Consider the following 25,528-nt stretch of genomic DNA (forward strand, 5'->3'; position numbering starts at 1 on the left):
ACAGTCAATCCCCCTATTAACACCTAATTAACAAAACAATGTCAAAGTTTATCCAGATGAGAAAAGATATAAAAATCGGTTGTGTAGATATAATAATTCGGTTATTCCGAAGTATTAAGAATAGCTTATAAACAGAAATAGTTATAATGCGTCGCGGAAATACTGTATTGGAGCTCGCGCTAACAGTTTGATAAGAGGGATAACACCGGCCAGAACCAACGCTAATAACGAGTAAATAACAGTTTTCGCGTATTCACCGTAAGCCAGATGTAATTCAACAGACCAGCCAAACGTTTCTTTAACCAATGTATTGATTACTATTTGAGATAAAGTAATACCTAATGGGAGTGCAACTATCAGAGAAATAATACCGAATATAAATAACTGAATACCACCAATCATAATCAGTTCTTTGTTGGAGACACCAAAACAACGCAAAAGTGCAAAGTGTCTCTGTCGCGTCACTTCACCGGCAATGGTAGCAAAAAAAATTCCAACAACGGCAATCACCAGTGTGATGGTTCCCAAAGCCTGAGCAGCAGAAAACGTTCGATCAAAGGTATCCAGAACCAGACGACGAATTCTGCTTGCCCTATAAACTCGCTCAGAATCAAGATGGAACTCATCAGTTAGTTTCTTATTTAACGCCTGCAGAGACACTTCTGAATGCCCGGCTACCTGTAACGATAAAATAACATCACCATGACGACCGAAATAATCTTTCCAGACCCGGGTTGGTACTATCACCTGATAAAAAGGATTACCATAATCATAATAAATACCGGCAACAAGCCATTTTCCGGTCATTGGCTTGGGAAGATTCATAAAATCACCCGGTCTCAAGTGTAGCTTCATTGCCGTAGACTCACTGATCATAACGCTTTTACCACTATGAAGAGAGCGCCAGTAATCAGGGATGGCAACCTTAACTGTCTGGCTTTTTCGTTCTGGATTGCTATTACCAACACTTACAACCTGCATCAGACCGCTGGATGTGGTTAAATCATGTTCCCAGCGCTGCCAAACGTTTTTCACTTCAGGTTGTTTTTTCAACCACGAATACATCTGCTCATAATGATCAGGTGTACCATAAAGGTATAAGTCTGCAGACAACCTTTGTTCGAGCCAATCTCCGGTGGTGAGCCTAAAGCTACCTGTGAGCGTTTCCACTCCGACATTTGCCGCAAGGGCAATCAAAAAAGCCATAGTGGCAATACCACGATAGCTCATACTCGTTGCCGCATCAGCAAAAAACCAACGTAATTTGACATTTTTCAAACGATAAGAGAAAAAATCAAATGCTTTCCATATAATGTAAGGTGCCATCAAGCCTACCGAAATCAAAATCAACCCTAAAATAATCAACGCAAAAACTGGTGTCATCTGATATTGGAAAAGAATCACGATAATAATGAGTAAAAAGACAGCTACAACGGCCTGAATTGAAAATTCAGAACCAGCAAACCGAACCAGAGATAAACGGGCAGTCAACCGGATTGGTCTTGATTTCAACAATCGGAATAACGGCCAGACGCAAGAGCATCCTGCCCCAATAACGGATAACAGAAAGCTGTAAAAACACCAGGTCCAGTGCCAGTCAACAAACCCAAAAACACTGCCTTCTGTTACATCATCCAAACTAATGTAAAAATGAGGGGCTAAATACATGGAAAGCAGATAACCTAATATATTTCCACAAAGCCAGGATATCGCGATAAAAACAATAAGTTCGATTGTTAATGCTTTTGCCAGATCGACCCCGGAGACTCCAGCCTGCCTAAGCATTCCAACAAGAGGCTGACGCTGGACAAAAGACAAAGACATTGCCTGATAAAAAATAAACAGCCCTACTAAAAAGGCCAGCATGCCCATTGCCGTAAGATTCATATGAAGTGCTTTAGCATATGAACCAAAATTAGACCGATGGTTACGAACTAGCATCATGTCTGCTGGTAAAGATGCCTTCAAACGCTGAATGTCTTCAAATGGCATCTCACTACATGTAATCACCGTCAGATCCGTCGAATCTTTAATAAGCTGCGTATTACTGAATAATGTAAGGACACGATTGCCATAGACAACGTTATATTTATCAACCACAATCGGTCCAATTTTCCCCCCGGTTGCTAACGGGATAAACTGTCCGTCATAAAGTCCGAGTTGGTTGGCAAAATCAACACTAATTAAAACACTCCGAACAGACTGTCCTGCCCCTAATTGCTCATGAGATAATGATGAAATCGTCAGACCAGAATGATTAAGGGTTGGCTTCACCCCGATCAACGTAAATTCCTGACCATCTTTAGCTTGTAAATTAGCACTTTCTAACGGCAAACATTGAGTAAAGCCTTGCTTTACTATGTTTTCATAAGCTGAATACGGGAGCTCAGAATTCAGATCCTTTGACAAAATATGATAGGGAAGTGGATTTGCAAATAATTTCTCACCATGTTGATAACTTTTAAGAATATGGTGATTAATGGCGATAACACCGGTAAGAAGAGAAACACCTAACGTCAGACCTAACCAGACTAAAACAAACTGGAAAGGATAACGCCGGTAGTGACCCAGTAATGCTTTAACTACGGGCCACGACATGTAAAGCCCCTCCCTGAAGTTTCACACACCCTTCCATATGACTGGCGACCTTTTCACTGTGCGTTACCAGAAGGAGTGAACAATTCAGCTGTTTTGTCAGTGTGGTTAGCAGCCTCATTACTGCGGCGGCATTTCGTTCATCAAGGCTACCCGTCGGCTCATCAGCCAATAATAATTTGGGCTCCATATAAAGAGCGCGGGCAATCGCCGCTCTTTGCTGCTGTCCTCCAGAAACTTCTTCAGGATACCGACCCAACAGATTCATCAAATCCAGCGCAGAAATAATCTGTCGCCATAGTCCGCTGTCCTCAGGTAATCCACGTAACTGACGGCAAAAACGAATGTTATCGGCTAAATTCAGGGTAGGAAGCAGGTTGAATTGTTGAAAAACATGACCAATATAATGTCGGCGAAAAGCAGCTCGGTTATGCTCTGACGCTTTGTGCATGGGAAAGTTGGGGAACCAGATTTCGCCGGAATCGGCTTTATCCAGTCCGGCAATCAAATTGAGTAAAGTACTTTTTCCGGAACCACTTTCTCCCATTAAAGCAAGCTGCTCTCCGCGATTTAATGTCAGTTCAGTTCCCTGCAACACCGAGTGGAATTCACCACCATCAACATACCCCTTGCAAAGGTTCGACAACTGTAACATTAAACTCTCTCAACCAACAAACAGCACAGGGAATCTACACCAAAAAGACGGTTATAGAAAGGATTTTCACTCAATATAAAACCGATATTTCATGATAATCGATAGTAAAGTCAATGTGAATACAAAAAAGCACAGCGATATAGAGCAATCCAAGACTTGTTTTGGCCGCTTGTATTTATAACAACAAGCGTTTACTGTTATTTTTCAGCCTCTAAACCCCGGTATAACAACAATGAAAATATTAGTTCTCGGCGCTTCAGGGTATATCGGCTCTCAACTGGTTCCCGTTCTGCTTAACAAAGGTTACAACGTCACCGCGACAGGGCGCAACGTAGACCTGCTCACCAGCAGACTGTCTTCTCATCCTGATTTAACCATAAAATACGTGAATCTGGAGGATAAATCGTCCCTAGATAGAGTTATCGATGATCATGAACTCGTCTATTTTCTCGTTCATGGCATGGCACATAATTCAACATTCATCGATTATGAAGTCATGCTTGCTCAAAATACGGTCGAAGTACTGAAAAATGCCAGGAATATAAAACACCTAATTTATCTGAGTGCCATACAACCTATAAGCGGCGCATCTCAGCATATTAAAGCAAGAGTAAAAACCGGTGAAATTTTACGCCAGCTTCATTTTCCCATCACGGAACTCAGAGCCGGTGTGATTATCGGCCCGGGCTCTGCAGCGTTTGAAATCATGCGCGACATGGTCTACAACCTTCCGTTGCTCATCGCCCCGGTATGGGTGAACTCAAAAGCCAACCCCATTGCTCTTGAGAATCTGAATCACTATCTGATCCAACTGACGGAACATACGCCGTCAGAGCACCAGATTTATGAAATCGGCGGTCCGGAAATTCTCAGTTACCGGAAACAACTGAAAATAATCAGCGAGTTGGCAAACAAACCACATCACTTATATCCAACCCGCTGGTTAACACCGAAGATGGCCTCTTACTGGTTATCCGTGATCACTTCTGTCCCTAAAAATATCGGTCAGGCATTATTGTCAGGTCTGGAGCATGATTACATTGCCCACACGGACAGAATCGAGGCGATATTTCCGCAACCCCTGCTGAATTACCGTCAGTCGGTGGAAAAGACTCTGGCCAAAGAAGGCCGGTTTTTACTCAGCGACGTCTGGGGATATGATCCGAATGCATTTACCCGCTGGCAACCGGGGTACGGTTATTACCCAAAAAATGCAGGGGCAACGTATCTCACGTCAGCGACACCAGAACAACTCTGGCAGGTTCTGAAACAACTGGGAAGTGTTGAGAAAGGCTATTATTTCGCTAATATTTTATGGCGGATTCGTGAATGGATAGACACGCTGTTTACCCGAAAATGCCCCGTCAGATGCAGCCCTCCGGGCCCAGATCTCAAGGTTGGCGATTACATCGATTCATGGAAAGTGATTCGTTGTGACAACCACACCTTCCTTTCTTTATTATTTGGTCTGACCGCCCCGGGGTTAGGCCGCTTAGAGTTCCGAATCACCGATTTAGGTAACCAACGGAAACTGGATATCAGAGCATGGTGGCACCCCAAAGGCTTTAAAGGCCTTTTATACTGGTTTGCCATGATGCCCGCACATCTGTTTATTTTTAAAGGTATGGTCAGAAAAATCTGCGCAGAAGCCGAAACCCATCCGCGTTCCTGACATTCTGATTTCGCCGAAAACAAGACGAGACTTAGCTGTCTACCGAAAAATCATCGGGAATTTCAGCCAGAAATTCCCCTTTATTTTGTGGAAAAATCCAATACTCGCCATGATATTTAACCGACGATTTATAATCGGTTTTCTTATGAACAAGCAACCCGGCCTTCCATGCCAGAGAAATAAACTGGCGGTGATTTCCCCGGACAAACCAGCTCATGGGTTCGACCAGCACTTCGCCATCAAAACAGGATTCACATTGCGTGGCACACAACGCAACCGAATCGGGTCGTTCCGTGAACAACTGCACTTTCCCCTGACCGGTTATCGGTTCCGATGTGGACACTTCCCAGTCCAGCGATTCCAGCTGATCCAGAAACGCCTCGATTTGTTTATCGGTGATCTCTTTCTCACACACAAAATGGCTCTGATACAACGAGGAAATACGCTGAAACAAGATGGGCAATGCGGCCGCCGTTCCCTTTGAACGGCCTGCTTTCTGCCAGCGAATTAAATCGTCATTCACAACACGTGAAAAGGTATGTTGTTTTAAAGACTTCGTTATCCAGCGCACCAGGTAATGATTATTCGATACCGGAGAATTAACCAGTTTCCCCATACGGTGCTGCTGCGCCATATCATTCAGGGCCTGATTTACCAACGTCTGAATTTCACAATAATATTGAGTCAATATGGTTACCTTTATGCCATCCAAAAATAAAACCGTGTCCATAATAACGGCTTACATTATGCGAATTTGACAGGTGTTGACATGCCTTCATTCACCTTCCTGAACTGCCCCTTTCGGCTGGCGCTGAATCATGCATCTTCAGGTCGTTTGGGTATAAAAACCGATGAAATTTCATTGTCACTTAAATACCGGTACTCACCCGGCTCCAGTTCCGGGTCCAACACAATCGGACCAATACGTTCCCGGTGCAAACTAATCACTTTGTTACCCAAAGCCGCAAACATGCGCTTAACCTGATGGTACTTGCCTTCATGAATCGTCAGTAACGCTTCTTTTTCTGACAACACCTCTAAATACGCAGGTTTTGTCAGCTCTTTTTCGTTTCGTAACTGGATCCCTTCAGCAAATTTTTCCACGTAATCGTGACCCATCGGATCCGCTAACACAACCCGGTAAACTTTGTCACACTTATGCTTTGGCGACGTAATCCGGTGAGACCACTGGCCATCATCGGTCATCAATACCAGTCCGGTCGTATCAACATCCAACCGACCGGCAAAGTGCCATTTGTACGCATTCGGTTCATCAAAAAGCACATACACCGTATGGTTAAAATCATCTTCCTGCGAACACACAAACCCTTCCGGTTTATTCAGCATAATGTAGTTAGGGCCGGGTTTAACCAATTCCCTTTCCTGCCATTCCACACAGGCCTGTTCACGAACTTTAAACGCGCCGCTTTTCTGAATGTCTCCATCAACTGTCACATCACCGCTTTTTATGATTTTAGTTGCTTCTTTGCGTGTTAAGCCTAAGCTGTCACAAATGTATTTATCGAGTCTCATGGATACCTCTATGCTGTTGAGTCGGGTATTATACGCAGCCATCAATGATTAGTTGAGTTATTTAACGCTTTTTATTTTCAATGTATATTTTACGACCTTATCAATCCGATGCCGTCAAAGCGGTGATCCATTTTTTCCGGCATTCGTCTAAACCCGCCGTGGTGGTCTTGCCGACGGGGGCCGGGAAAAGTCTGGTCATTGCCGAACTTGCCCGACTGGCCAAAGGCCGGGTATTGGTGTTGGCTCATGTTAAAGAGCTGGTTGAACAAAATCACGCAAAGTATGAAGGTTACGGGCTGAGCGCGAGTATATTTTCAGCCGGTTTAGGAAGAAAAGAAACGGAAGAACAAGTGATTTTTGCGTCCATTCAGTCCGTTGCCAATAATCTCGAACAATTCAAGAATCAATTTTCTCTCCTGATCATCGATGAGTGCCATCGTGTCCCTGAAAATAAAGAAACCCGGTATCAAAAAGTCATTCAGCACCTGGTTGATATCAATCCGGGGATCAAAATTCTCGGACTGACGGCCACTCCATACCGTTTAGGCATTGGATGGATCTACCAATATCATTCCAAAGGAATCGTTCGCTCAGAAGACCCCCGTTTTTTCTACGAGTGCATATACGAACTTCCGATTCAGTATTTACTCGACGATCATTTTTTAACCCCGGCAAACATCATTGATGCGCCGGTGTTAAGCTATGACTTTTCCCAGATTTCTCCGTCCCGGACCGGTGTGTATAAAGAGTCAGAACTGAATCTGGTCATTTCAAAAAATGACCGGGCAACACCACAGATTGTTAAGCAAATCTCTGAAACGGCCACAAACCGGCAAGGCGTGATGATTTTTGCTGCAACCGTGCGCCATGCAGAGGAAATTTATCAGTTACTTCCGGATGAGGTGTCCGCAATCATTACCGGCAGCACTCCGGTAACAGAAAGGGATCTCATCATTGATTCCTTTAAAAATAAAGACATCAAATTTTTAGTGAATGTCTCGGTTCTTACGACCGGATTTGACGCTCCACATGTGGATCTTATTGCCATATTGCGCCCGACGGCCTCCGTCAGTTTATACCAACAAATTGTCGGCCGCGGACTTCGCCTGTCTCCCGGGAAAAAAGATTGTCTGGTTCTCGACTATGCCGGCAACCAGTACGATTTGTTCCAACCGGAAATGAGCGAGCCAAAGCCGGATTCCGACTGCGAACTCATTACCGTCCCCTGCCCGGCCTGCGGCTTTAATAATTCATTTTGGGGTAAAGTCGATAGCAATGGCTATTTGCTCGAACACTTCGGACGCAAATGCCAGGGCTTTTTTACCGATGAGGAAACCGGCGAAAAAGAGCACTGCAACTACCGGTTCCGGGCCAAATATTGTCGCGAATGTGGTGCAGAGAATGATATCGCCGCCAGAGTTTGTCATCTGTGTGACGCCACACTGGTTGACCCGGATAAAAAATTAAAAGAAGCCCTGAATCTTAAAGATTCACTGGTTTTTGAGTGCGTTGATATGCATTTTTCAACCACAAAAACAGAACGTGGCGCCAACCAACTCAAAGTCAGTTACGAAAGTAACAGCGGTTCAATGGTCAGTGAATACTGGAATCTACGGACTAAAACCCAGAAAGCCCGTTTTATGCAGTACTTTGTGCAAATTCATTTAGCGGACAAACACCGGCCGTTCAGTGCCCTTTCCCCGGGAAAAGTCGTTGATAACCAGCACCGATTTCGTCTGCCTAAATACATTATCGCCTCCAGAAAAGGACGATTCTGGACAATCAGAGACAAAATATTCAGCGATGAGTTAAACATTTAACCTCAATCTGCCCTTTTTAATACAAAATGGATAAGTTCACCGATAAAATATTGCTCTGACACCAATAGGATGGTAGTATCCGCGCTCGCTTTACCAATGATTCGTTTATGGTAATAAGCGTAGATAGTCAACAAGGTCGCATTGTTGGCTGTAATATCCCATTTACTAATTTGAGAGTAAATACTATGAAATTTGAAACAGTATTACGTACTGACCTGGGTAAAGGTGCGAGCCGCCGCCTGCGTCTGGCTGGTCAATTCCCAGCAATCGTTTATGGTGGAACTGAAGCACCGGTATCAATCGCGTTGGATCACGATGCTATCATCAACCAAATGGACAAACCTGAGTTCTACGAAGCAATTACACTGGTAATTGACGGCAAAGAAGTTAAGGTTAAGCCACAAGACGTTCAACGTCATGCATTCAAACCAAAAGTAGTGCACATGGACTTCATTCGCATCTAATTTCCTTACCAGAAATTAGTTGGGTTTAAATCCAACCTTTTGCATATAAATTCGGCCTTACCAACCGATAAAGATTCATAGAAAACCGATGCTACCAACATCGGTTTTTTTGCGCCTTAATTTTAAGAAATTTTCAATTTTGTTTTTATATTTCAATAAGTTAAAATGAAAAAATAATACCTGACTAATTTAGTCGTGTCATTTCCGTGTGAATTAGCAGGAATGGCATTTGGGAAAGTAAAAACCAATAAGGATATTTTCTTTATTAACCTAAAACCATTAAAGCAGTGGATTGGTGATAATAGTGCCGGAATTAAATGATATTACCTAGTTATTATTTTGGATATGTGCTTGTAGGAGTTTGATTTTGAGCCCAGTATTAGCTTCGAAATTAAAATAGATTACTTGAAATGTGCTTGCTCATTTTAATAACATTATTGATTTTTAAGGAAATATCATGTTTGGAAAAATAATTGTTGATAATAGAGAAAATCCTGATGTTTATTATGATGGTACCTCTATGGGTATGGGTAAAATTAAATTTACATGCTCTAAATGCCAAAACTCTGTCGAAGAAATAACTCTTGAATTACTTAGGCAGACCAATGATCTTTCCAAGCAAGAAGTGAGTGAGATGAACCGTTTCTTTTCTGTAGAAAAAGAACCTGTATGCGGACACTCTTCAGATGTTGGATACATAGTTTGCGATCATTGCAAGCAAAAATTTGCTATATATTGCAGTGGAGCAGAAATTCAAATGTGTCGTTATCAGGCTGCTTTACTTTGTGTGGCTGAATACGATAAATAATATTGGGTCTAGAATTAAGTGCTAGAGTAATAGTAATAACGCTGACCTTGAGCCGTATTTTCTAGCAAAATCTTGGATAGAAGCCGTGTTATAGACGTTTTAATACGGGCAAAAGTGCCACAATTCGAATGGCTCATGCGCTACTTACCGATATAAATTACCGAGGTATTAATTTTTTCTTTAGTCAATTTCCCTTTAATTGCCTTATGAACAACATATACTCCTTGATAACCCATTTGATAAGGCGATTGGGTGATATATCCCTGCAGTTTTTCTTCTTTAAAACTTTTTACAATAATAGGAGAATCATCAAAACCAATATGAACAACGCCTTTATGTATATTAATTGAATCTTTAACCAAAATAGTTCCTACAGTTGTTGTGTCGTTAGGAGTGAAAATCCCATCCATTTCATTTAACTGTAAAAGCGTAGATTTTACACGATTTCTAGCTTCGCCAACTCGTGTTCCAATATATGGGTCAGCTACGATATCTATCCCTTTTTTTTTAGCCTCATCGACAAAGCCAGACTCTCTTGCATCCGTTGAAGCAACCCCTTCTTTTAAACGGAATAAAACGACTTTACCATGTCCACCTAAAGCTTCTGACATTTTTTGCGCAGCTAGTTTACCAGCCGCATAATTATCTGTTTTAACTGTGGCTATTCTTTCTCCTCCAGTATCCCTATCAATATATACCGTAGGGATATTTTGTTTTTTCAATTGAGAGACGTATTTATTAATGGCTGAACCTGATGGCGCAATAACGACACCATTGCATTGATATTTTCTTATAAAATACTGGAGGATATGCATTTGTCCGGAACTATCATTGTCGTTAATGGTTCCTCGGACATGTATATCATAACCCAGTTCATTTCCAGCTTGAGTCGCACCATCAACAACTTTTGACCAGAATGGTCTTGAAGCGCTACCAGATAATACTAATGCTAAACACTGCCTTGCTTTTGCAGGAAAAGATACAAAAAATAAATTTAAGAGAGAAAAGATGATAATAATTTTGTTGATACCCATGAAAATTTTCACACTAGAACTCATGTTTTTAGTATAGCTGCAAATATAATTCAGCTCTTCTCCGTTAAGTATGGGACAAACTGTTAAGTAACCAGACCAATCTAACACTACCGATATCGTTTTTTACGCTTTAATTTTAAACAGAATTCAAAATCCTTTAGCTATCATCAAAAAAGTCAGGTATTCAAGGCCGCAACACAAACAACTATAACCATCTAAAATTTCCAACTGATCAGACCAATATTTTGTACAAATATCACGAATTTATGTATACAATCCATCTCATAAATTTAAAGTCAAGCTAATGGAATCTCAATTATATGAAGAAAAACAAAAAAATCATATTCGCCTCTTGTATAGCCATTTTATCAGGTAGCTATTCTTTTTCTGCTTTTTCTGCTTTTTCTGCATATAGTAAATTTTACAGTCATTATGAAGCGGGAAAATGCAGTGACAACAGCACGGGGATAAATATCTCAGAGAACATGGTAAAAAATGCGATAAGTTATGCAAGAATATGGTGTAAAGGCTTTGGCAAGACAGCTCAGGGAGCAAAAAAACAGGATTATAATGTAGAAACTGAAGGTAATGCTCCTTACTTTTGCAGAGTTGAAGGCTATATAGAATGTAGTAAATCATAGCAAATAACCGCCAACTTAATGTTTGCGATCTGTTTGATTATACTGAACATATCTCATTCCAGGCAGTCACACAAAATATGTGACTGCCTTACTTAAGACGAGTTGTTATTTGACCTTAAATTTACTCACGTCTTCAAATAATTTGCATGTTGATAAATCAACATCTTGTGTAATTTTATATATATTATCTGAAAGCTCCTGATTCTTTCTATTATTATCGTTCAACTCAACTAAATTAGAATTAATTTCTTCTGAAGTGCTACTCTGTTCTTCAGTAGCTGCCGCAATCTGCGTTGCCATATCATTAATTTGCTCAGTCGAGCTTCGAATGTTTTCAAACATTGATTTAGTTTGATTTGTCAGAGCAACATTCATCTGAACTTTTTCAGAACCGTCCTTAATAGAATCTACTGCTTTTCTCACACCGACTTGAAGCTGATCTATCATTTGCTGGATTTCTTCTGTAGATTTTTGTGTTTTACTTGCCAATGAACGAACTTCATCAGCAACCACAGCAAATCCTCTTCCTTGCTCACCAGCCCTTGCAGCCTCGATAGCAGCATTCAATGCAAGTAAATTAGTTTGTTCAGCAATATTTCGTATCACATCCAGTACCGATACAATATTACTCGCATCCTCTGCCAAACTTTCAATAGACTGGTTTGCATGATGTATTGAATCTGACAATGTGCCAATATGGGTAACCGACTGTTGAATGATCTCGACACCTTCAGACGTCATATTCACCGTCTCATTGGTCACCTGAGAGGCACTTGATGTATGTTGTGCAACTTCTTTAACTGAGCAACTAAATTCATTTACCGCCGTGGCGACCATTTCAAGGTTATATCCTTGTTTAGAATTAATTTGTTGACTACTTTCGCAACTGAATTTTAAGTTATTGGAATTATCAGTTAGTGATTGAGTGCTTTCACTAATCTCTCTTATTAATAATTGTAATGTACTAACAAAATCATCAAATGTGGATGCCAGCTTACCAAGTTCATCTGTTTTTTTAGTATTAATACGCTGAGTCAAATCTCCATCCCCGCTATTTATTTCCTGAATCCTATTTGATAATTCGTTAATATCAGCCACTAAATTCTTCGGTACAAAAAAAGTAATCAACCCACCGATAGCCAGAGAGCAAACAATAAAAATCGTCAGCCAAAGTTCATGTCGCTGAATTTGCATATCTGTATTAGCCATCACTTTATCGGAATGAGAATCAAGATATTCGCCAGCTAAATCATACAGATCTCGTAATGAAGAAAATTTACTTTCTATTCCGTTTGATAATAATGAATTCGCTTCATTGGTTTTTCCCTGATCGACTAAGCTAAAAAAATGCTCAGAATCATCTTTCCAGTTAATAAAACGCTGATCAAAAGAAGAAAGCTCTGACTGAACGTCAGAAAATGCTTTCATCAAGTTCCGATATTTATTCATTCGATCGAAAGCTTGCTGTGCATTTTCTTCAAACTCTTTCAGATGGTTAGGTGATGGCGACTTCAGATATTTAAGCTGAGCAACGTGCGCCTGATAAAGGTCCCTATCTGCATTCAAAATAGCTGAGATTGCCGGTAGATAACGGAGACCAAACGATTCAATTCCATGATTCAGCTTTACCGTTAAAGAGTTTGAAGCAATATAAACAATCAAAACCAAAACGGTCACAATGCTTATTGCTAATGACAATTTTGCTCGAATACTTCTTTTAACTACTGAGAGCATTTTTTTGCTCCTTTTTGTACATCGTTAAGTTAAAGATAGTATATTTCAGCAAATATATTTATTCTATGAATAGTAAATTCATCATATACAATATGTTAATATAAATCTAATTTTATATAAATTTAATTATATTTCCACTCATATATATGTTTCCAGATTAAACAATTCTCATTCATATTAACTGTCAAACACATAATAAAACCGGTAACATAATACTTTATAATAAGATACTTATTACATATAACTATAATAAGTTTGATTGATTATTGTAGACATGTTAATGAAAAATAATATCGATACTAAAATTGACAATAATTATCACATAAAAATTTCATGACAGCCCCAGAATTCAATAGTTCATGTAACTAAACACTGTTCCTTTAGTAAGCCAGTGATTTAATGTCCGTAATTCCAACATTACCTTTCAGATCCCTGAACATATGAACCATTGCTGGATAAGGAGCCGCTCCCGGCGATTCAAGCTCAGCATTACAGAAAAAAGCATAATTACAGCCTGCGACAACCTGTGTAGCAACAACCAAAGGCTGATAACTTATACCAACAAATCCCTCCATTCCATGGATAAAAACATCCTTTTCTTCATCGGACAGTTCATGAAAAGGACTCCAGCCACCAGAAAATTGATTTGCCATATATTCTCCCTTCTGTTTATTAAAACAGCCTTATGATTATAGTTGAATAAAAATAACAAGAATTCTCATGGCAATTTTATTCATTAAAATATGGCATCTGTCTAAAAAAGTGGAAGGAGCATTTAAAATTCGCATCGTATTAATGAGTTATCTATAACAGAAGTGACCGGGCAAACCATTTTTCGGCTTAATACCAAAGAATTGCAATTTCAGCAGCCCGGCTCTATCAAAATGATGCTAAAGAAAGATTCAGGAATCTTGATTCAAAACAGCATCAATATCAGCCGCACTATGCCGCTCTTCAACCCAAACTTCGCCCATCGTACGGTTGACGATTTTCCCACGCTGGACAGCCGGACGTTCCGCAATACTACTTGCCCAACGCTGCAGGTGCTTATAGCTATTTACATCGAGAAACTCACCAGCATTTTCATAGGAGTTATCCAGAGCCAGACTGCCATACCACGGCCAGATTGCAATGTCAGCAATACTGTATTCCTCACCGGCAATATAAGTATGTTTTGCCAGTTGCTTATCCAGCACGTCCAGCTGTCGTTTTGCTTCCATTGCAAAACGGTTGATCGGATATTCATATTTTTCCGGAGCATACGCAAAGAAATGACCAAAACCACCACCCAAAAAAGGTGCAGAACCCTGCAGCCAAAACAGCCAGTTCATTACCTGTGTCCTTGCTACAATATCCTGAGGAAGAAAATACCCAAATTTTTCTGCAAGGTAAAACAGTATATTCCCTGATTCAAAAACGTTGATATCTTCATCACCGGTACGATCAACCATAGCAGGGATCTTGGAATTTGGATTAATTGAGACAAAGCCGGAACCAAACTGATCACTCTCAGAAATTTTAATTAAAAACGCATCATACTCTGCTTCCTTAACGCCTTTTGCCAGCAGTTCTTCCAGCATAATAGTCACTTTTTGTCCGTTCGGCGTTCCCATTGAATAGAGTTGAATTGGATGTTGACCGACTTGCAATTCCTGTTCATACCTTGCCCCGGAATCTGGGCGGTTTATACTCGCCCACTGGCCGCCGTTTTCTTCATCCATAGTCCAGACTTTTGGTGGAATATATGTATTTGCCATGCTGAATCCTTACTTGTTATTGGTGATATTTTTGTTCTGTTGAGCCATACGTCACTATCAATATTATGGCCAAATTTTTCAGTTAACATCTCTTATTTAGAATAATCGGTTATATTTATAAAATATTAGTTATAGATTTAAAAAGTTGTTCTAATCTATTTGATGACTCTTAAAATAACAATGAGGAGGAAAAGTGGAAATTCAAAGTACAAGAATAACTTTGAAACCGATGAAATCATATAACTGGACAGTATTTAAAGAACTGTATACAAATTCCAACATCATGCAGTACATAGGCAGACCATATTCAGAAAAAACGGCCAGGCATTATTGGTCTGAAAATGATCAATTATGATAAAAAAATAGCTGAAGCTGATTACTTATTAGCAGAACACTCTCAGGGTAAAGGGTACGCATCAGAATCTTTATGTGCCATAACAGAATATGCCTTTAATGAATTATCACTAAACAAGGTCATCGCCGCCACGTGTTCAACAGAAAACATCAGCTCATATCATCTGTTAAAAAAGCAAGGATTTGTAAAAGAGAAGGGTATCTCAAACAAAATTCTGTGATTAATAATCAGTATGTGGATGATTATATTTACGCATTATCTAATTCACATTCAGACGAACATGCAGAAGCTGCGACCTGATTCCGTCCTCTCTGCTTAGCCACATACAAATTTTTATCCGCAATAAGAAAAAGCTCATTCATATCTCGGGTTTGGTCTGAATATCCAATCCCGATACTAATCGTAACATTACAACCATCAACATACCGTTCGCTCCGAACTGCATTTCTTAATCTCTCAGAAAACTCGAAAACCTGTCGGCGTGTCTGACCAACGGTAGTAAGAAGAAACTCTTCACCTCCCCATCTCCCTATTTCATCTTCATCCAACATATATTTCTGAATTGTCTGAACAATCCCTTTCAATACAGCATCGCCAGCAGTATGACCAAATTGATCATTAATCGCTTTAAAATGGTCGATATCAATTAAAATCATTGCAAAGCGGTGGGGAGACTGAGTTTTCAGACGGTGAAAAATATTTTCGATACCCCGCCGGTTTAGAATGTGGGTCAGAGGATCAATCAAGGAATAATGCTCAAGAAAACGTAAGCGCTCTTCTGTCTGAGCATCGCGGATGCGCATTTTAAGAACCGTCCAAAGCAGTACAATATAAACCATATGTGCCACCCCGATATTCAGAATAATTCCCAGACTATCCTCTAAGTTATTATGTTCTTTAACGGCCAAAAAATGGCCGATTAACGTTATCGGTAATACAATGGTTGTTATGACGGTTGCTCTTCTTACGCTCAGAAATAAATATGCCATCACATAATTCAGTCCCAGCCATTGAGCCGAATTAGAAAACTTAGATACCGGAACCATATGATGCCAGATACTGGATGCCGTCAGAAAACCCGCGACAACAATATAAGCACACAAGTGAAGATATTCCTCCTGTACCCACTGTCGTCTGGCCAATAAATAGATACAAAAAAAGGCCGTCATACAGAGTGGATATGATACCGCATCAAAAGAAACAATGATCCCGCAGTAATAGTCAATTCCCCAAATTAAGGCAAAACAGACAAATGCGAATCTCAACAGCCAGAGAAATGTCTTTGTTTTCATCGGCGGAATTCGGGAAAGTGACTCTGGCCTAGTATTTATCGACATAGCAAATGAAACGATTAAATCCAATGCATGAAATTTAATCGAATATGCTACCGTCTAAATCCTGAGACTGCAAAAGAAACATGATGAAAAAGCATTCAGAATTAACCGAATAATATGAATAACGGAACGGTTATTTATCTAATAAGGCAGAAATAACTCAAATACATTTCTCATTATCAATACTATCGAGAACAATATTTCGCTAAAATCATAAACAATATATTCTCACTAAATTCACAATCCTCAGACCATAATCCCAACGGATTAGCATCGGCAATAAAAGAAGCAATATCTGCTGCTTAAAAGCCAATATCGAGTAGATGTCAGGATATTTTACACAAATTTAAACTCAGACTTTATTACCGATGATAAACACACTGAAAATACAACCTAAAAATCAATTTTTCAGCATTATTTTCACAAATAAATACCAATGTTTATGAAAATAATGCTTTCAGCCAAGTTCCTTCTCTGCGAAATTTTCCTTTTACCATTAAACTGTCAACCTTTTTTACATCAAAAAAATCTTTCTATCTTATTGATATAAAATAATTAAATAAAATATAAACAGTTAAGAAACCCTAGAAAATAAGCTGGTGTCAGAATTTTTTACACAAATTAACCCTAAATTGTACACATTAGATCTTTGAGAGAATAAATTCTTTTTATTCAACAGCTTAAAACGGGAATAATATTTGCATATCTATCAGTAACAGATATCTGTAGATATATAGAAAATTCAATGAAAAAACAATCTAATTTTGTGATAATTGCTCTGGGAATATTCTTAAGTTTTGCTTCTTTTTTCTCCAACGCATCATACATAAGCCTATCTTCAGTAAACAGAGGATGGTACAACTCTGAAGGTGAGTCTAACGGCGCATCAGGATCAAGTTATGCTAATTACATCGCCGGACCACTTCGTGGTGACGATTACAGTAATTGGTTTGCTTTCGATTTGTCTGACATCTCTGATAACCATTTAATTACATCTGCCACACTTATCATCAATACAGCCTCAACACGCACCCCTGGAACTTATCACACAACAAATGTCACAACAGATATTTCCAAACTCATATCGGGGACAGGTGGACTGGAAGCGTTCAACGACCTCTCAGGTGGAATAGAATACAGCAGTACGATTTTTAGTAATACTGACAATTACATTGAATACAGTATTTCATTGAATGACATTGCTGTTGAATCACTAAATCAGGCACTGAACTCTTTAACGGAATTATGGGCAGTTGGCGGTTACTACGATGCTGCTGGTACTGCATTTATTTTTTCCGGATCACAATCATACCGCACTACATTGCTGTTAGACGTTACCTCCGTGCCTGAACCGGGTTCAATTTCTGTTTTCTTGTGCGGTTTATTATTACTTGGAGCTTTACGATACCGCTCTGAGAAAGATTAAATTCACTTTTTTATTTCTCCACTCATCTCACTAAGACGGATACAAATAGAGTGTTACCCCTGATTTTGGGGTAACGCTTTTTTCTATAACTTAAACCGCCCAACCAGCGAACTCAATTCATGCGAATGCTCTGTCAACTCAGCCGCCGCATTTGCACACTGCTCTGAATTACTGCTGTTGTGATGCGTAACTTCATCAATCTGGTTGATTCCTTCTGAAACCTGATCTGTACCTGTTGATTGCTCTGTCGCGGCCTGAGCGATCTCAGTCATCAGAGATGAAACCTGACTGACATTATCGACAATCTCAGCAAGCGCCTGCGATGTATCGCCGGTTAAAAGGATGCCCCGCTGAGTTTTGGATGCCGAAGTCTCAATTAACCTCGCCGTTTCCTGGACGGCTTCTGCACTACGAGCTGCCAGTTTTCTGACTTCATCTGCAACAACAGCGAATCCCCGTCCCTGCTCTCCCGCCCGGGCGGCTTCAATTGCCGCATTTAAAGCCAATAAGTTTGTTTGCTCTGCAATACTCTCAATAGTTCCAATAATATTACCAATATCCTGTCCGGATGTTTCAATATCAGACATTGCACCATTAAGTTCAGACATGAGATTGTTTCCTTTTAGTGCCAGTTCATGACTCACACCGGACAAATCACTTGCCTCCTGAGCATGTTCCGAGCTTTGGCGGACCTGAGCAGCAATTTGCGTAATAGTAGCACTGATTTCAGTTACCGAAGACGCAGACTGAGTGGCCCCACTGGCAAGATCATGACTTAAATCAGAAACAGACTTCGCATTCTGACCGATAACTTCTGAACGATGCATTATCTGCGAAACCAAATGGTGCAGATCGGTCACCATCTTGTCCAAAGAGCCCCCCAACTGATCCTGCTCAGAAGCCAGCTCTACCTGAACAGACAAATCACCTTCGGCAATTTGCTCTGCAATTTTCGCTTTTTTCTGCAGCGAATCGGCCATATTGTCCAGAGCATCAGATAAAAGACCGACTTCATCTTCAGATTGGTACTTAAGACGATCATTAAAATCACCTTTTGCAATAGTCTGCGCCATCTTAACGGAAGACATTATCGGCTTAGAGATTTTGCTGGCAGTATACATCAGCCCCAAAATGGCTAATACCGTAACAACCAAGCCAATAATTATCTGATATATAATGTTCGTTGTATTTTCATCGGATAAATCAGTGGTAAGCTGATTTACTTTTCCTAATACAACATTTTTATTGACATCAATCGTAATTCCCCACCTTGTACCTGACTGTCCCATGTCTATCGGTACAAGAACTTTGTAGACATTATTCTCTTTATCATCACGGGTATACACTTTCCCCTTACTAATAATATCCGTGACTTTCGATGCTGAATCACCATAAATTGCGTTTATTGACTGACCAATCAGCTCCGGTTTATTATTATTTGCCACAATAAGCCCCTGATCAGTAACAATTGTCACTCTGGTATGTCCGGCATGCATATCGTTAGCAACTGATTCTGCCAGTTTCTGAACAAAATCCAAATTAAAGTCTGCACCGATGACGCCATAAAACTGATTTGCGATAAAAATTGGGACGGAAACGGTTGCTAACCAAACCTGTTTACCCTGTACCACATATGAAAGCGGTGCAGTGATAGCTTCTTTTCGGGTTTGTTTGGGAACCTGATACCACGCTCCTTTTACGATACCGTTTGTATTCTTTTCGGTCGATTCATATTCAACAAGTGGCTGTACCTTGATTTTCCCACTCTGACCTCGGGTCCAATACGGTGTAAATCGCCCCGTTTCGGGATTACTACCATCGGTTGCATTTTTAAATTTGGCATCATTATCATCAAACGCATTTGGCTCCCAGCAACTGTAGATACCGTTAAAATCATGGTTCTGTTTCAATGCCGAAACTAAAATGTTGTTAAATGAATCTCTGTTCAGGCTTTGAGTATCTTTCAATAAATCATAATATTTCAGAGCCTTTGTACTCGTTGCTATCGTTCTGGCAACATTTAAACCCTGATCAATATTTGAACTTATTGACTGTGCCGATTTAATCGCAGTCGCTTCCAGTTTTTTTATCGTTTCTTCTGTAATTAACTGAGATGCCCGTTCAGAAATAACTTTCATAGATGATGTTGAAGAATAGATATTGTAACTAACAAGAGCGCCTGATGTGACAACCAGACAAACACCTGCCGCAAGCGCTATTTTCGTCCTTATTGATTTTATTCCCATATTACTCACTTACTCACTTACTCACTTACTTAACAGATAAAAATTGTTACCCAGGTATAACACTTCAAATAAAACAAACTTAAATATGTTACGTGTTGTTTATTAACAAGTTATCACTAAATACATTCTCTCAACAACAAATATGAGCGTAAACGAACAAAAATAATGTTCATGTGATATATTTTATATGCAAACGATTACATCTTTTTGCTTTTTATGACAAATACAGGCGGGAGGAAGACCGAAAACATTGAGCGATGTAGAATCGGGCTCTCTCAAAATCTTCAGAATAATGTTACAAATTTAATACATTCCGTTACTGAAAAGTTCTTGTATAATCTGTCACTTCAAGTTTAAAGTTCGTAACATAATTCTTAAGACTGTCTTAAGTTTTTCAATATAAGCTAGCGACTACTGCTTAAAAAGTAATCCTCTGGGAAAATGTAAATGTTCAAGATGAAACGACATCATTACTTAACGCCTTTAATCAAATTCACAGTACTTTCTTTAATCTTTCTCTCTGCATCCCGGCTCTGTTTAGCACTTTGGCAATCTGGCAGACTTCACGGTTCAGATGAATGGATTAAATTATTTATTGGTGGTTTCAGAATTGATATTTCTACTCTGTGCTATCTGCTAGTTCTGCCCGCTCTTCTCCACGCCATTTTATCGGGCCCCCACATCATTGGGAAAATCTGGCATTATATTTTCAGAATGTGGATTTTGTTAGGCGGATGGTTACTGGTTTATATGGAAGTCGCGACAGTTCCATACATATTGGAATACGACTTACGTCCAAACCGTATTTTTGTCGAATACCTAATTTATCCAAAAGAAGTCATGTCCATGCTTTGGGGTGGCTATAAACTCGAGCTATTTATTGGTCTGGTTGTTTCTGTCATCACCATCGTCTTTCTGTGGAAAGCAACCGCCCGCTGGTTCAACAACCTATATTATCCTAAATGGTACTTCCGGCCGGTTATCGCTGTTCTGCTGGTTGCTCTTGGTGTACTGGGAGCTCGGAACAGTCTTGAGCACCGCCCGATGAACCCGGCAATGGTAGCATTTTCAACTGACCCTCTGGTTAATGATCTGGCACTAAACTCATCTTATTCCGTCATTTTTGCCATTACTCAGATGGAAAGCGAAAGCAGTGCGCTGACCATGTATCCAAAGATGAGTGAGCAGAAAGTCATTTCCACTATCAGAGCTCAAAGTGAGCTTAAACCCGGCTCATTCATCTCTGATAAATACCCGACGCTTGCATTCCATAACGCATCCGGAACGAAAAAGAAAAATATCGTCATTCTTTTATTAGAAAGTCACGGCGCACAATTCGTTAGCTCTCTGGGCGGTAAAGATTTATCACCAAACATTGATAAATTAATTCATTCTGGCTGGGCTTTCACCAATCTTTACGCTACAGGTACCCGGTCAGTCCGCGGGATAGAAGCCGTTACAGCTGGTTTTCCACCGACACCGGCCCGGGCTATCGTTAAACTGGGCAAAAGCCAGACCAATTATTTCACAATTGCTGATGTTCTATCCAAGCAAGGTTACGCCACTCAATTTATATATGGCGGCGAAAGTCACTTTGATAATATGAAGCGTTTCTTCTTAGGCAATGGCTTTAATAATATTCAGGATGCCGCTACGTTTAAAAATCCTATTTTTGTCGGTTCGTGGGGAGCAAGTGATGAAGATTTATTTAATAAAGCAGACAAACAGTTCACACAATTCACGAAAGATAACAAACCTTTCTTCAGCCTGGTCTTCACAACCTCTAACCATACGCCATATCAATACCCGGCAGGCCGGATAAAGCATGTCAATGAACCTGCGGAAACAAGGGAAAACGCGGTTAAATATTCAGATTATGCACTGGGCGAATTCTTCAGAAAAGCAAGACAATCTGACTACTGGGATAATACTGTTTTTCTCGTTATCGCGGATCATGATGCACGTACCTATGGTGATCAGATTGTCCCTGTTACTCACTTCCATATCCCGGCCATTATTACCGGAGGCGGTATAAAACCAAGAATGGATAGTCGTCTTGCAAGTCAGTTAGACATGCCGGCAACATTATTGTCTCTGGCTGGAATCGATTCTTATACTCCGATGATTGGCCACGATATGACGAAAGACATTCCAATAGAAAAACAAAGAGCGCTTATGCAACGTGATAAAACGTTCGCATGGATGGATGCAAAGCACCATGTCGTCGTATTCCAGCCACAGAAACCGGCTCAGACATTTAACTATAATCCGCACTCAAAAATGTTGAGTAAAGGAGAAGTGCCGAAAAAACTGGTTGATGAAGCTCTGGCATACTCGTTATGGGGAAGCATTGTTTACAAAGATAATTTATATTCACAACTTAAAAATTATCAGGAAAAACCTCATCTAAATTAAAAACAATGTCAGATGTAAACGGCCCATAAAATTAAATAGCCACATTTGTTATCAAATGTGGCTTTATTTATTATTCCAGTAATTTTTCAGCACCATCTTATTGATAATAAAAATACGTCAAAAAAGTGCTAACGAAAGTATATTGACCAAGTTCATATTCAGTCCTATTTTTAATACCGTTTACTATCAATAGGAGGTTATATGAAGCGTTCGAGTTCAGCATATCGTTTGAAAATGATTAAAGAAGCAGCAATCCGTCAACAGAATGCAACCCAAGCGAGTGAACACGATCCTATGGCTGACTATATTCACCATCTACTGGTTGAAAAACCTATGTCTGATAAAAAACCAGAGACGAAAAGAAATTTTAACGGAACCCATTTCGATGAAAAAATTGGCGGTTGGGTAAGTAATCGCTGGAAATAAAATCACTAAAACAGATCGGGTTGAGTATCCTCCGAATCCAAAGTCGCCGCCGGATTCATTTCAGGCGGCGTTGTTTTTTTGATTTTTTCTGTTTGCCTTCGTCGGTAACGTCTTCGACATAATTTTATGACATTCAATTTTTCCTGATTAGATAACTGTTGCCATCCAAACCGTTCCTGACGGTTTCTCATACAACCTTTACAATAACCTCTTTCATCAGCACTACAAACTCCAACACAAGGACTCGGCACATCAAAGAAATCTAACTGTTCCATAAGAATAAATTCTCAGATTTAAAATTGAATTATTTTTTCTCTCATATAAAATTTACGACAAATTATTCAAACAATACAAATAACACTCTAGCGTATAAGGTTGGTTATATGAAGTTTGGTGTAAAACTCTTTTTGTCTCTTTCTGCAGTAACCTTGTTTACCGCTGGATGTACATCTTCAGGATCGCAAAAATCACGTTATTCTCTGAATGAGTTGCAAGCCCAGAAATGGTCATTGACTCAGATAAACGGAGAAAAAGTCTCTTTGCCTAAAGGTGATAGCATACCCTATATCGTCATTGATAAAAAAATGATGGCTGTTGGTTCAGCAGGGTGCAATCATTTCTTTGCCCAAGCCAACATAGAAAAAAGCAAATTTCGTCTGGACCACTTGAATAAAACCCACAAAGTATGCGAGAAAGATGTAACCGCGCTGGAAAATACGTTTACTGATGCGATTCAGAAATGGAATTACATTAATATCAACGATAATAGCTTGGTTTTATCTGTTGGCAAAAAAAGCCTGACATTTACCGCAACTAACTAAGCGTATTTCCCCCTGTCGGTGACTTTTCGCTAACAGGGGGAATGGTATTATTAACGGAAAACCATCACTTTCAGCGCTGCTTCCGGATCAATATCGGAAAATTCTGCAGGATTATCAAGACGGGCAACAAATTTTACGTCAGGAGCGTATTCAGCCATTTGTTCAATCAGAAACTGACTGGTTAAAGACGGTGAATTAACGCAAGCCAAAACAGTACCGTCACGACTCAGTAATTCAGAAAGTCTTTTCAAAATTTTCTTATAATCAGATGTTAGCGCGAAGCTGCCTTTTTGGAATGAAGGAGGATCTATAATGATAAGGTCATATGGACCATTTTTCCTTATTTTCCCCCACGACTTAAAAATATCATGCGGCAAAAATTTCACCTTAGACAAATCATGCCCATTAAGCCGGTGGTTTTCTCTTCCGACAGAAAGCGCAGGCTTTGACATATCGACATTCACAACTACTGAGGCTCCTCCTTCAATTGCTGCTACAGAAAATCCACAGGTATAAGAAAATAGATTCAAAACACGACAATGATGGCTCTGTTTCTGAACCCAATCCCGTCCTAATCTCATATCAAGAAATAGCCCACTGTTCTGGTTCTTACCCAGACTCATCTGATATTTAAGACCGTTTTCAGTCACGATCGGAGCCCATTCAACATCACCGGTTATAACCTCTGTTTGAGAACTACTCTGATACCGGTATTGAATAATGATGGCTTTACCGGATGCTTTTCCCCAACTTACTGAACCCGCCAGCTCATTCAGAGCCTGCTTTAAGCGGTGAAGAAAGCTATCATCCTGTTCTTTGAAAATAGCAACAACAAGTTGGTTATCAATCCAGTCTGCCGTTAACTGCTCTAACCCTGGCCACCAACGTCCCCGGCCATGAAACAAACGGCGAACTTCACCTGATGCATGCGGTAACTGATTAACAATCTCAGAAATAAAATCGCCCAACGCATCCTTATTCATATTCATCTCTATATACAATTTGGTTTTATTTTACAAAAACGACAGGCCAGTTAAGTGCCTCAGGATTAACCCACTCACCTTCCAGTATTTTTAATATTTCAACTGACTGCCAACGTCCATCTTGGGGTATGTAGCGAAAAGAAAAGTTTTCGCCCTCAAATTCAAAAGATAGACAGTACGCATGCAAATAACCTCTGTCAGACTGTGACTGAGAGTTGTAAATCGGATCACCTATAATTGGGGCACCAATTGACTTTAACGACACTCGAATTTGATGCGTTTTACCGGTAAGGGGTTTACACAAAAACAAACGTTCTCCGGGAGAGGCTGACCGGGAAAAGAACTGAGTAAACGCCGGATTTTTATCTGAAGGCAATAGCTTCCAGGCGGAGCGTCTGGAGCGGGCCATATCACCGGAAATAAGCCCCTGTTTTTTTCTTGGCTTTTTATCGCTAAGTGCTAAATAGAATTTCTGAACTAAGTGATTCTCAAACAAAGAACCAAATTTCGCGGCAGCTTCAGAACTTCTGGCCAGAATTAACAAACCGGACGTCATTTTATCCAGCCGGTGAACCAGAAAAAGCGGTTTCCCATCAACACGTTTACTCACTTCGCTTACAAGAGCAATATCACTATCGTCTTTATGAACAGAAACGCCAGAAAACTTATTAATAATAATAAAATCCTGATGAGTATATACAATCTCAAACATGCTCACTCCTTAAAACGGAGCGCGATTATAATTGTTCTTATAATGAATGGCTATGAAAATAAGAATGGCCCGAACGGGCCATTGAATAATTGAAGAA

General features: G+C 40.0%; 23 protein-coding genes. 10 read left to right on the top strand and 13 right to left on the bottom strand.

Annotated features, from left to right (window positions below; genetic code table 11):
• Positions 1–141 precede the first annotated feature (141 nt).
• A complete protein-coding gene (locus LRQ06_RS01310; protein WP_232764639.1) occupies positions 142–2,598 on the bottom strand; it encodes an ABC transporter permease in 2,457 nt (818 codons plus the stop codon).
• Entirely contained in the window at positions 2,579–3,250 is a 672-nt protein-coding gene (locus tag LRQ06_RS01315) for an ABC transporter ATP-binding protein (RefSeq protein ID WP_232764640.1), read from the bottom strand. Before LRQ06_RS01315 ends, LRQ06_RS01310 begins: the two co-directional genes overlap by 20 nt.
• A gap of 232 nt (positions 3,251–3,482) precedes the next feature.
• Between LRQ06_RS01315 and LRQ06_RS01320 the strand changes: the two genes are divergently transcribed.
• Positions 3,483–4,922, top strand: a complete 1,440-nt coding sequence (locus tag LRQ06_RS01320) for a DUF2867 domain-containing protein (RefSeq protein ID WP_232764641.1) — start codon at positions 3,483–3,485, stop codon at positions 4,920–4,922.
• Between the two features lie 31 nt (positions 4,923–4,953).
• Here LRQ06_RS01320 and LRQ06_RS01325 read toward each other — a convergent pair whose 3' ends face one another.
• Positions 4,954–5,610 carry a DUF2913 family protein gene (locus LRQ06_RS01325; RefSeq protein ID WP_232765448.1) on the bottom strand — a complete coding sequence of 219 codons (657 nt, stop codon included), beginning with the start codon at positions 5,608–5,610 and terminating at the stop codon, positions 4,954–4,956.
• A gap of 128 nt (positions 5,611–5,738) precedes the next feature.
• Positions 5,739–6,455: a 16S rRNA pseudouridine(516) synthase RsuA gene (gene rsuA / locus LRQ06_RS01330; protein ID WP_232764642.1), complete on the bottom strand. Its 717-nt coding sequence runs from the start codon at positions 6,453–6,455 to the stop codon at positions 5,739–5,741.
• 80 nt (positions 6,456–6,535) lie between these two features.
• On the opposite strand from rsuA, the gene radD reads away from it, so the two are divergent.
• The 3 genes from radD (at position 6,536) to LRQ06_RS01345 (ending at position 9,547) form a co-directional block, all read left to right on the top strand.
• On the top strand, positions 6,536–8,275 hold the full coding sequence (gene radD, locus LRQ06_RS01335; protein WP_232764643.1) for a DNA repair helicase RadD: 1,740 nt from the start codon (positions 6,536–6,538) through the stop codon (positions 8,273–8,275).
• Positions 8,276–8,460: 185 nt separating this feature from the next.
• A complete protein-coding gene (rplY, locus tag LRQ06_RS01340; protein ID WP_232764644.1) occupies positions 8,461–8,739 on the top strand; it encodes a 50S ribosomal protein L25 in 279 nt (92 codons plus the stop codon).
• 457 nt (positions 8,740–9,196) lie between these two features.
• Positions 9,197–9,547, top strand: coding sequence for a hypothetical protein (locus LRQ06_RS01345; RefSeq protein ID WP_232764645.1), 351 nt, complete (start codon positions 9,197–9,199; stop codon positions 9,545–9,547).
• A 140-nt stretch (positions 9,548–9,687) separates the two neighbouring features.
• Here LRQ06_RS01345 and LRQ06_RS01350 read toward each other — a convergent pair whose 3' ends face one another.
• Positions 9,688–10,689 carry a substrate-binding domain-containing protein gene (locus LRQ06_RS01350; RefSeq protein WP_232764646.1) on the bottom strand — a complete coding sequence of 334 codons (1,002 nt, stop codon included), beginning with the start codon at positions 10,687–10,689 and terminating at the stop codon, positions 9,688–9,690.
• A gap of 212 nt (positions 10,690–10,901) precedes the next feature.
• Between LRQ06_RS01350 and LRQ06_RS01355 the strand changes: the two genes are divergently transcribed.
• Entirely contained in the window at positions 10,902–11,222 is a 321-nt protein-coding gene (locus LRQ06_RS01355; RefSeq protein WP_232764647.1) for a hypothetical protein, read from the top strand.
• Between the two features lie 105 nt (positions 11,223–11,327).
• Here the strand turns inward: LRQ06_RS01355 and LRQ06_RS01360 are convergent, their stop codons facing one another.
• From LRQ06_RS01360 to yghU, 3 genes are all read right to left on the bottom strand, one after another.
• Entirely contained in the window at positions 11,328–12,956 is a 1,629-nt protein-coding gene (locus LRQ06_RS01360; RefSeq protein ID WP_232764648.1) for a methyl-accepting chemotaxis protein, read from the bottom strand.
• Between the two features lie 380 nt (positions 12,957–13,336).
• Entirely contained in the window at positions 13,337–13,609 is a 273-nt protein-coding gene (locus tag LRQ06_RS01365) for a hypothetical protein (RefSeq protein ID WP_232764649.1), read from the bottom strand.
• 249 nt (positions 13,610–13,858) lie between these two features.
• Positions 13,859–14,713 (bottom strand): glutathione-dependent disulfide-bond oxidoreductase, encoded by an 855-nt coding sequence (gene yghU / locus LRQ06_RS01370; protein ID WP_232764650.1) that lies wholly within the window; start codon positions 14,711–14,713, stop codon positions 13,859–13,861.
• Between the two features lie 335 nt (positions 14,714–15,048).
• Between yghU and LRQ06_RS01375 the strand changes: the two genes are divergently transcribed.
• Positions 15,049–15,288 (top strand): GNAT family N-acetyltransferase, encoded by a 240-nt coding sequence (locus tag LRQ06_RS01375; RefSeq protein ID WP_257794082.1) that lies wholly within the window; start codon positions 15,049–15,051, stop codon positions 15,286–15,288.
• A 28-nt stretch (positions 15,289–15,316) separates the two neighbouring features.
• Here LRQ06_RS01375 and LRQ06_RS01380 read toward each other — a convergent pair whose 3' ends face one another.
• Positions 15,317–16,360, bottom strand: a complete 1,044-nt coding sequence (locus tag LRQ06_RS01380; protein WP_232764652.1) for a GGDEF domain-containing protein — start codon at positions 16,358–16,360, stop codon at positions 15,317–15,319.
• 787 nt (positions 16,361–17,147) lie between these two features.
• Between LRQ06_RS01380 and LRQ06_RS01385 the strand changes: the two genes are divergently transcribed.
• Positions 17,148–17,828: a hypothetical protein gene (locus tag LRQ06_RS01385; protein ID WP_232764653.1), complete on the top strand. Its 681-nt coding sequence runs from the start codon at positions 17,148–17,150 to the stop codon at positions 17,826–17,828.
• 83 nt (positions 17,829–17,911) lie between these two features.
• Here LRQ06_RS01385 and LRQ06_RS01390 read toward each other — a convergent pair whose 3' ends face one another.
• A complete protein-coding gene (locus tag LRQ06_RS01390; protein WP_232764654.1) occupies positions 17,912–20,074 on the bottom strand; it encodes a methyl-accepting chemotaxis protein in 2,163 nt (720 codons plus the stop codon).
• A gap of 447 nt (positions 20,075–20,521) precedes the next feature.
• Between LRQ06_RS01390 and LRQ06_RS01395 the strand changes: the two genes are divergently transcribed.
• Positions 20,522–22,489 carry an LTA synthase family protein gene (locus LRQ06_RS01395; protein ID WP_232764655.1) on the top strand — a complete coding sequence of 656 codons (1,968 nt, stop codon included), beginning with the start codon at positions 20,522–20,524 and terminating at the stop codon, positions 22,487–22,489.
• Positions 22,490–22,690: 201 nt separating this feature from the next.
• On the top strand, positions 22,691–22,915 hold the full coding sequence (locus LRQ06_RS01400; protein WP_232764656.1) for a hypothetical protein: 225 nt from the start codon (positions 22,691–22,693) through the stop codon (positions 22,913–22,915).
• A gap of 5 nt (positions 22,916–22,920) precedes the next feature.
• Here the strand turns inward: LRQ06_RS01400 and LRQ06_RS01405 are convergent, their stop codons facing one another.
• A complete protein-coding gene (locus tag LRQ06_RS01405) occupies positions 22,921–23,190 on the bottom strand; it encodes a DUF1289 domain-containing protein (protein ID WP_232764657.1) in 270 nt (89 codons plus the stop codon).
• Between the two features lie 108 nt (positions 23,191–23,298).
• Between LRQ06_RS01405 and LRQ06_RS01410 the strand changes: the two genes are divergently transcribed.
• Complete coding sequence (locus tag LRQ06_RS01410; protein WP_232764658.1) at positions 23,299–23,736, top strand: META domain-containing protein; 438 nt, start codon at positions 23,299–23,301, stop codon at positions 23,734–23,736.
• A 50-nt stretch (positions 23,737–23,786) separates the two neighbouring features.
• Here the strand turns inward: LRQ06_RS01410 and LRQ06_RS01415 are convergent, their stop codons facing one another.
• Together LRQ06_RS01415 and LRQ06_RS01420 are read right to left on the bottom strand one after the other, a co-directional pair.
• On the bottom strand, positions 23,787–24,719 hold the full coding sequence (locus tag LRQ06_RS01415; protein ID WP_232764659.1) for a class I SAM-dependent methyltransferase: 933 nt from the start codon (positions 24,717–24,719) through the stop codon (positions 23,787–23,789).
• Positions 24,720–24,744: 25 nt separating this feature from the next.
• Positions 24,745–25,431 (bottom strand): TIGR01621 family pseudouridine synthase, encoded by a 687-nt coding sequence (locus LRQ06_RS01420; protein WP_232764660.1) that lies wholly within the window; start codon positions 25,429–25,431, stop codon positions 24,745–24,747.
• Positions 25,432–25,528 lie beyond the last annotated feature (97 nt).

It is taken from the genome of Vibrio salinus (genome assembly GCF_021272385.1).
GTDB lineage: Bacteria > Pseudomonadota > Gammaproteobacteria > Enterobacterales > Vibrionaceae > Vibrio > Vibrio salinus.